Here is a 423-nt window from a genome sequence, read left to right as displayed (position 1 = left end):
GCCCTTTGCTCACAGGGTGTGACGCACACATCCGAAATGTGAGCGGCAGGCCGATGTTAGGTAAATTGGCCTCGACCATGAAAACCCTTGACGCCCCCCGGACGGAGCCCGGCACCGAATCCGGTTCCGTTCCACGCGCGGCCATGGGTACCCGTACCTCCGGTTTCTATCGCCACGATCTGGACGGACTGCGCGGTATCGCGATCGCGCTCGTGGCGATGTTCCACATCTGGTTCGGCCGGGTTTCCGGTGGTGTGGACGTGTTCCTGGCGCTGTCCGGATTCTTCTTCGGCGGCAAGATCCTGCGGATGGCGCTCGACCCGGAGACGCCGCTGTGGCCGCTTCCAGAAGTTGTCCGGCTGATTCGCAGGCTGCTTCCCGCCCTGGTTGTCGTGCTTGCCGCAGCCGCGGTGCTGACCATCC

The 423-nt window shown here is 64.1% G+C and carries 1 pseudogene; it reads left to right on the top strand.

Annotation, left to right across the window (positions count from 1 at the left end):
- Positions 1-65: 65 nt before the first annotated feature.
- A pseudogene (locus tag IMZ11_RS44325) lies at positions 66-423 on the top strand (acyltransferase); the annotation flags it as partial.

It is taken from the genome of Microtetraspora sp. AC03309, from assembly GCF_020826795.1.
GTDB lineage: Bacteria > Actinomycetota > Actinomycetes > Streptosporangiales > Streptosporangiaceae > Microtetraspora > Microtetraspora glauca.
This window is presented reverse-complemented; position numbering and strand designations above follow the sequence as displayed.